We start from the raw sequence: 7,116 nt of genomic DNA, 5'->3' as shown, positions 1-7,116 counted from the left end.
GGTGCGCGAGGAGGCGCACCCGCCCCTCGCCGCCGTTCAGGACGCCCCCTCCCGGGCGTCGTACGCGGCCCGGGCGCCGGCGATCTCGCGCTGGTGGGCCTCGGTCCAGGTGACCAGCGACTGGATGGTGGCGTGCAGCGTCCGCCCGAGCGGGGTCAGTGCGTAGTCCACCCGGGGCGGCACCACCGGGTGCACCGTCCGCTCGACCAGGCCGTCCCGCTCCAGCTGGCGCAGCGTGACGGTGAGCATCCGCTGGCTCACCCCGTCGATCGCCCGGCGCAGCTCGGTGAAGCGCAGCGACTGCCGGTCCAACAGGGCGATCACCAGGAGCGACCACTTGTCGGCGATCCGGTCCAGGATCTGCCGCACCTCGCAGTCCTCTCGGACGTCCCACTGGAGGACGTCGTAGCCGTCCTCGGTACCCGCGCAGTGCGTCGGTTCCTTCGAAGTGCCTTCTTCCACGATCCCTGATGCTGCCCGAGGATGACGGGTGGTTACAAGAGGGAACCGACCGGACGGAAGAGAACCGCCCTGAGCCCTCGCCGCCCCCCCATTCCGAGGAGCCACAAGGTGTCCGTGTCATCAGCCCTGCCCGAAAACAGCCGGGAGGCCGCCCCGGTGCCCGAGGAGCGCCCGACGGGACCCGGCGGCCGGTCCGCCGCCGTCCTGGCCGTGCTCTGCGGTGCGATCTTCCTGGAGGGCATCGACGTCGCGATGCTGAACGTGGCGCTGCCCTCGATCCGCGCCGACCTGGGGATGTCCACCGGCGCGCTGTCCTGGGTGCTGAGCGCCTACGTGCTGGGCTACGGCGGGTTCATGCTGCTCGGCGGCCGGACGGCCGACCTGCTGGGCCGGCGCCGGATGTTCCTGCTCTGGCTGACCGTCTTCGTCCTCTTCTCCGGCCTCGGCGGCCTGGCCACCGAGGGCTGGGTGCTGATCCTGGCCCGATTCGTCACCGGCCTGTCCGCGGCCTTCATGACCCCCGCGGGGCTGTCGATCATCACCACCGCCTTCCCCGAGGGCCCGCGGCGCAACCGGGCGCTGCTGGTGTACGCGGGGACGGCCGCGGCGGGCTTCTCGCTCGGCCTGGTGGTCGGCGGCCTGCTGACGGCGGTCAGCTGGCGCTGGGTGTTCTTCGCTCCGGTGCTCCTGGCCGGTGCGCTGCTGGTGGCGGCCGTCCCGCTGATCCCCCGCGAGGCGGCGCCGGACCGGGCCCCCGGCGGGCGCTTCGACCTGGCCGGTGCAGCCACCGCGACCGGGGCGATGCTGCTGCTGGTGTACGGCGTGGTGCGGATCGGCGAGCCGGGCGCGGGGGCCGTCACGACCGCCGCCGTGCTGGCCGGCGGGCTCGCCCTGCTGGCGGGGTTCTCGGTGGTCGAGCGGCGTTCCTCGGCGCCGCTGGTGCGCCCGGGCATCCTGCGCTCCGGGCCGCTGTTGCGGGCCAACCTGGGCGCGGTGCTGTTCGCCGGCTCGTTCTTCGGCTTCCAGTTCGTCGCCACCCTCTACCTCCAGGACCTGCGCGGCTGGTCCCCGCTCCAGACCGGCCTCGCGCTGCTCGCGATCGGTGTGGACTCGGTGCTGGCGCCGACCCTCACCCCGAAGCTGGTGGAGCGCTTCGGCAACGCCCGGGTGATCCTCGGAGGCTTCCTGCTGGCCGCGCTCTCGTACGGGCTGTTCCTGCCGGTGGGCGCCGACTGGACGTACCCGATGATGTTCCCGACCATGCTGCTGACCGGGCTCGCTTTCGCCCTCGCGTACGGGCCGCTGACCATCGCGGCCACCGAGGGGATCGCGCAGGAGGAGCAGGGGCTGGCCGGCGGGCTGCTCAACACCTCGTTCCAGTTCGGCGCGGCGCTCGGGCTCTCGGTCGTGACCACGGTGAACCTGGCCGTGCTGGGGTCGGGGGCCACCGTGCTGGAGGGCTTCCGGGCGGCGCTGGTGGTGCCGGTGGTCTCGGCGGTGCTGGGTGCCGCGGTGGCCGCCACCGGCGCCGGGCGGCGGCGGGCCTGAAGCCCGCGGGGCGGTTCTGCATCCGGTGGGGGCGGTCCTGCACCCCGTGGGGGAGCGCCGCCCGTCCGCGTCGAACGGCCCCGTCGGAGCGGCTTCCGGCGGCTTCCGGCGGGTCCGTCCGGTCCATCCGGTCCGTCCGGTCCGTCCGGTCCGTCCGGTCCGTCCGGTCCGTCCGGTCCGTCCGGTCCGCCCGGTGGGGCCGTTCGGCTGTGCGCCGACCGTGCCGGATTGTCCGCTTTGCGATGTAATCATTCCCATGATCGGATCAGTGCCGGTCCATCCGCCGTGGGGCGCCACCCCCAGGAGGAGCTGATGGACAGCCGGCCCGCGCCGCCGCAGCAGCTCAGGCAGATCCTCAGCTCAAGCAGATCCTCGCCGACCACCGCGCCGAACGGGACGCCTCCCGGGCGTCCTGAGAGAGGTCACGACCATGCAGACCGAACCACAAGCCGTGCTCTCCCCGCTGACCAGCGCGGCCGTCTTCCTGGTCCTCACCGTCGAACCCGGCCGCGAGGAGGCCGTCCGCGACCTGCTGCCCGAGCTCGCCGCACTGCGCCGCGCCGTCGGCTTCCGGGCCCCCGAGGGCGCCCTCACCTGCGTCACCGGCATCGGCTCCGCACTCTGGGACCGCCTCTTCGCCGGTCCCCGCCCGGCCTGCCTGCACCCCTTCCAGGAAGTGGCCGGCACCCGCCACCGGGCCCCGGCCACCCCCGGGGACCTGCTGCTGCACCTGCGGGCCGAGCGGATGGACCTCTGCTTCGAGCTGGCCGGCCAACTCGTCGGCCGGCTCGCCGGGACGGCCACCGTGGCCGACTCCGTCCAGGGCTTCCGCTACTTCGACGACCGGGACCTGCTCGGATTCGTCGACGGGACGGAGAACCCCGAGGGCCGGGCCGCGGTGAGCGCCGCCCTGGTCGGGGCGGAGGACCCGGAGTTCACCGGCGGCAGCTACGTCATGGTCCAGAAGTACCTGCACGACCTGGACAGGTGGAACGCGCTGAGCGTCGAGGAGCAGGAGGGCGCGGTCGGCCGCACCAAGCTCACCGACATCGAACTGGCCGACGACGTCAAGCCCGCCGACTCGCACGTGGCGCTCACCGTGATCACCGGGCCGGACGGCGAGGAACGGAAGATCGTCCGGTTCAACATGGCGTTCGGATCCTTCGACCGCGGCGGCGAGTTCGGCACCTACTTCATCGGCTACGCGGCCGACCCCGGGGTGACCGAGGAGATGCTGCGCAACATGTTCGTCGGCAACCCGCCCGGCACCACCGACCGGCTGCTCGACTTCTCCACCGCCGTCACCGGCGGGCTGTTCTTCGTCCCGACCGCCGACTTCCTCGACTCCCCTCCACCGGCGCCCGGCTCCGCCCCCACCCCTGTCTCCGCCCCCACCCCTGTCTCCGGTCCCGCCCCGTCCTCCGGGGACGGTTCGCTCGGCATCGGCAGCCTCAAGCAGACCCCCTGACAGTCCACCCGAACAGGACCCGCCCATGAACAACCTCCACCGGGACCTCGCCCCGATCTCCGCCGCAGCCTGGGAGGAGATCGAGGAGGAGGCCCGTCAGACCTTCAAGCTCCACATCGCCGGCCGCCGGGTGGTCGACCTCAACGGCCCCGACGGCGCCACCCTCGCCGCCGTCGGCACCGGCCACCTGACCACCATCGACCCCCCGGCGGACGGTATCCAGGCCCGCTCCCGCACCGCCCAGCCGGTCGTCGAACTGCGCGTCCCCTTCACCGTCCGCCGCGACGCCGTCGACGACGTCGAACGCGGCTCGCGCGACTCGGACTGGCAGCCGGTCAAGGACGCGGCCCGTACCCTCGCCCTCGCCGAGGACCGCGCCGTGTTCGACGGCTACCCCGCCGCAGGAATCGCGGGCATCCGCCCGGCCGCCAGCAACCCCGCCGTCCCGCTCCCCGTCGACGTCCGCGAGTACCCCGAGGCGGTCAGCCGCGCCCTCACCACCCTCCGGCTCGCCGGCATCGGCGGCCCCTACGTGCTCCTCCTCGGCGCCGACGCCTACACCGCCGTCAACGAGACCTCCGACCACGGATACCCCGTCGCCAGCCACATCGCCCGCCTCCTCGACGGCGAACTCATCTGGGCCCCCGCCATCGAAGGTGCCCTCCTCCTCTCCATCCGCGGCGGCGACTTCGAACTCCACCTCGGCCAGGACGTCAGCGTCGGTTACCTCTCCCACACCCCCGAAACCGTTGCCCTCTATCTCCAGGAGTCCCTCGCCGCCCGTGTCTTCACCCCCGAAGCCGCCGTCCCCCTGACCGCCCGCCGGAGCTGACGGCACCCACCACGCCGGGGCCGGCGCGAACCGCACCTGCCCCGGGGCGCCGCACTGGCCGCATTCGACCGACTCGGCGTCATGGCGCGTGGTATCAGTGATACTCGGACGATCCCTGCGAATGCTTCGGTCGCCTCCGGTCGTCGTTGCTGCCGGTGCCCCGCCAACTTCCCCACGTGCCAAGCCGGCTGGTCGGGCGGGGTGATGATCTCCGTCAGCTGGACCGCGAGTTGGACGAAGCGACCGGGCCCGCCGACGTGACCGTGGTGCTCACCGGACCCGCCGGGGTGGGGAAGACCGCCCTCGGAGTCCAGTGGCTGCGCAGCCACTCCGGCCGCTTCCCGGACGGCCAGCTCTTCGCCGACCTGCGGGCCCACGCCCCTGGCGGACCGGCGGATCCCGCCGAGGTGCTCGCGGGTTTCCTGCGCGCCTTCGGCATCGCGCCGGGGGGGACCTCGCCGAGGCGGCCGCCCGCTGGCGGGAGGCCCTCGCCCTCTACAAGTCCCCGGCAGCTCCCGACACCGCCCGCGATGCCTCCGCCACGGCCCTCGGTGCGCCGACCCCGCCGTCGTCGTGCCCGGGCCACAGCGGCGCGGGCAGCGGCAGTGCGGGTGGCGTGGGCGGGTGGGTGGGCTCGTCCAGGCCCAGGACGCGGTAGAGCAGCCGTCGCATCCGGCGATCGAACCGGCCCGGCTCCGAGCTGATCCGGGCTGCGATCGCCGCGTAGTCCTCCCGTCGGTACTGCTCGGCGGCGTGGGTGAGTTGGGCGGTGAGCGGGCGGGACGGGCTGAGCGCCGGCGCGGTGCGGGCGAGCTGTGCGCCGGGTGAGCGCGGGTTGATGCCCCGGGCCGGGTACCCGGCGAGCAGGATCGGCGCGCTGGTCATCGTGCCGTAGAGGGTGACCGAGCCGTGGTCGCCGATGACGAAGTCGGCGGCGACCAGCAGGGGGCGCCAGTCCTCCTCGGGCCCGAGCACGCTGAGCGCTCCGCGCGCGGCGGCGGTCGCCCTCGCACGGACCGCCCGGGAGCCGTGCAGGGCGGACACGTTGGGATGGACCAGCAGCGCGGTGCGGTGGCCGCTGCGGGGCAGCTCGGCGGCCAGCCGCGGCAGCACGGTGTCGAGCCGGGTGAACAGCGAACCGCTGCCCCAGGTGGAGCAGAGCAGCACCAGCCGTTCGCCGGGCCGTAGCCCGAGCGCGGTCCGGTACCGTTCCCGATCGGGGAGCGCGGTGGCGATCCGGTCGTGGTCGGCATCGCCGACGACCTCGGCGATCCTCAGCGCCTCCGGGCAGCCACGACCGAGCTCGGTGCGGTCGTCCTGGTGCGCGAGCGTGTACGCGGCGGGTACCAGCCGTCCCTCCCAGAGGACGTACTCGGGCCCGAGCCCGGCGACGGTCCGCCCGGCCCCGACGCCGGTCGGCGACAGCTTGTTGTGCCCCACTCCGTGCGGCAGCCGGACCGTCGGTCCGTGCACCCGCTCCAGCCCTTGCGAGCCGGCGGCGAGCACCAGGTCGAACCTCCGGCGGACGGCCTCCGCCCACGGCAGTACCGCTCCGCCGAGCCGCCGGACATGGGCTGCCGCGCCCCGATTGAACGTGTGCGGCGCGACCGTGAACCGGACCCGCACCCGCGGGTCGGCGTCGAGGAGCGCATGGACATCGCGCAGCCGCTGTCCGTAGACCGCCGTGTGCACGACCACCAGCACCTCCACCGACGTCATGTTCCGTCCTCCTCGGTACCGACCCGGCGCCCGGGGCCGGGATCGGCACCGACAGCGGCGTGCTTGGGCATTCTGGTGGACGCCGACGCGGCCCCGGGCACCGGGAAGGGTACTGAGTTCCTTTACGAGGGGTACTGAGTGCCGTATTCTCTCCATGGAGCCTCTGACGCCAGTCGAAGAGAGCCGACACGGTATGCCGGTCCAGGTGGCGCTTGCGGTGCGCGCGTCGCGCCCGGGCCAGGCTTGGCACTCAGTACCCTCGGCATGCCTGAGGCCATGGATCCAGTTGCATCCGTGCACCCGTGACAGGAGAACCGCTCATGAGCTTGAGGATCGTCGTCTGTGTGAAGCACGTGCCGGACGCGACGGGTGACCGTCGTTTCGCGGACGACCACACCACCGACCGGGAGGGCGTGGACGGCCTCCTGTCGGAGCTGGACGAGTACGGCGTGGAGCAGGCGCTGCGGATCGCGGAGGCGAACGAGGGCGCCGAGGTGACGGTGCTGACGGTGGGCCCGGACGATGCCAAGGACGCGCTGCGCAAGGCGCTGTCGATGGGTGCGGACAAGGCCGTGCACGTGAACGACGACGACATCCACGGTACGGACGTGATCGGGACGTCGGCGATCCTGGCGAAGGCGCTGGAGCGGACCGGGTTCGACCTGGTGATCGGTGGCATGGCGTCGACGGACGGCACGATGGGTGTGCTGCCGGCGCTGCTGGCGGAGCGTCTGGGTGTGCCGCAGGTGACGCTGCTGTCGGAGGTGTCGGTCGAGGGCGGTGTGGTGAAGGGCCGTCGGGACGGTGACGCGGCGACCGAGCTGGTCGAGGCTCCGCTGCCGGCCGTGGTCTCGGTGACGGACCAGTCGGGTGAGGCCCGTTACCCCTCGTTCAAGGGGATCATGGCGGCGAAGAAGAAGCCGGTGCAGTCGCTGGACCTGGACGACCTGGGCATCGAGGCGGACGAGGTCGGTCTGGCGGGTTCGTGGACGGCGGTCGAGTCGGTGGCGGCGCGTCCGGCGCGGACCGCGGGCACGGTCGTCAAGGACGAGGGCGAGGGCGGCAAGCAGCTCGCCGCCTTCCTCGC

The 7,116-nt window shown here is 73.2% G+C and carries 6 protein-coding genes; 4 read left to right on the top strand and 2 right to left on the bottom strand.

Annotated features, from left to right (window positions below; genetic code table 11):
- Positions 1–36: 36 nt before the first annotated feature.
- Positions 37–462, bottom strand: coding sequence for a helix-turn-helix domain-containing protein (locus ACFU7Y_RS36465; RefSeq protein WP_224283749.1), 426 nt, complete (start codon positions 460–462; stop codon positions 37–39).
- Between the two features lie 156 nt (positions 463–618).
- Here ACFU7Y_RS36465 and ACFU7Y_RS36460 point away from each other — a divergent pair, with 156 nt between their 5' ends.
- From ACFU7Y_RS36460 to ACFU7Y_RS36450, 3 genes are all read left to right on the top strand, one after another.
- Positions 619–2,010, top strand: a complete 1,392-nt coding sequence (locus ACFU7Y_RS36460; protein WP_224283753.1) for an MFS transporter — start codon at positions 619–621, stop codon at positions 2,008–2,010.
- A gap of 430 nt (positions 2,011–2,440) precedes the next feature.
- Positions 2,441–3,478: a Dyp-type peroxidase gene (locus tag ACFU7Y_RS36455; protein ID WP_224283750.1), complete on the top strand. Its 1,038-nt coding sequence runs from the start codon at positions 2,441–2,443 to the stop codon at positions 3,476–3,478.
- Positions 3,479–3,503: 25 nt separating this feature from the next.
- On the top strand, positions 3,504–4,310 hold the full coding sequence (locus ACFU7Y_RS36450; protein WP_224283751.1) for a family 1 encapsulin nanocompartment shell protein: 807 nt from the start codon (positions 3,504–3,506) through the stop codon (positions 4,308–4,310).
- A gap of 495 nt (positions 4,311–4,805) precedes the next feature.
- Here ACFU7Y_RS36450 and ACFU7Y_RS36445 read toward each other — a convergent pair whose 3' ends face one another.
- Positions 4,806–6,029, bottom strand: coding sequence for a hypothetical protein (locus tag ACFU7Y_RS36445; RefSeq protein ID WP_380770927.1), 1,224 nt, complete (start codon positions 6,027–6,029; stop codon positions 4,806–4,808).
- Positions 6,030–6,349: 320 nt separating this feature from the next.
- On the opposite strand from ACFU7Y_RS36445, the gene ACFU7Y_RS36440 reads away from it, so the two are divergent.
- Positions 6,350–7,116, top strand: a 767-nt coding sequence (locus tag ACFU7Y_RS36440) for an electron transfer flavoprotein subunit beta/FixA family protein (protein ID WP_380770926.1), incomplete at its 3' end; no start/stop codon positions are given.

Origin of the sequence: Kitasatospora sp. NPDC057542, assembly GCF_042801945.1 — a bacterium.
GTDB lineage: Bacteria > Actinomycetota > Actinomycetes > Streptomycetales > Streptomycetaceae > Kitasatospora.
This window is presented reverse-complemented; position numbering and strand designations above follow the sequence as displayed.

Excerpts from the sequence above, each read along its gene's own strand:
- ACFU7Y_RS36455 (WP_224283750.1), top strand. The coding sequence starts at position 2,441 with ATGCAGACCGAACCACAAGCCGTGCTCTCCCCGCTGACCAGCGCGGCC.
- ACFU7Y_RS36450 (WP_224283751.1), top strand. The coding sequence starts at position 3,504 with ATGAACAACCTCCACCGGGACCTCGCCCCGATCTCCGCCGCAGCCTGG.
- ACFU7Y_RS36445 (WP_380770927.1), bottom strand. The coding sequence starts at position 6,029 with ATGACGTCGGTGGAGGTGCTGGTGGTCGTGCACACGGCGGTCTACGGA.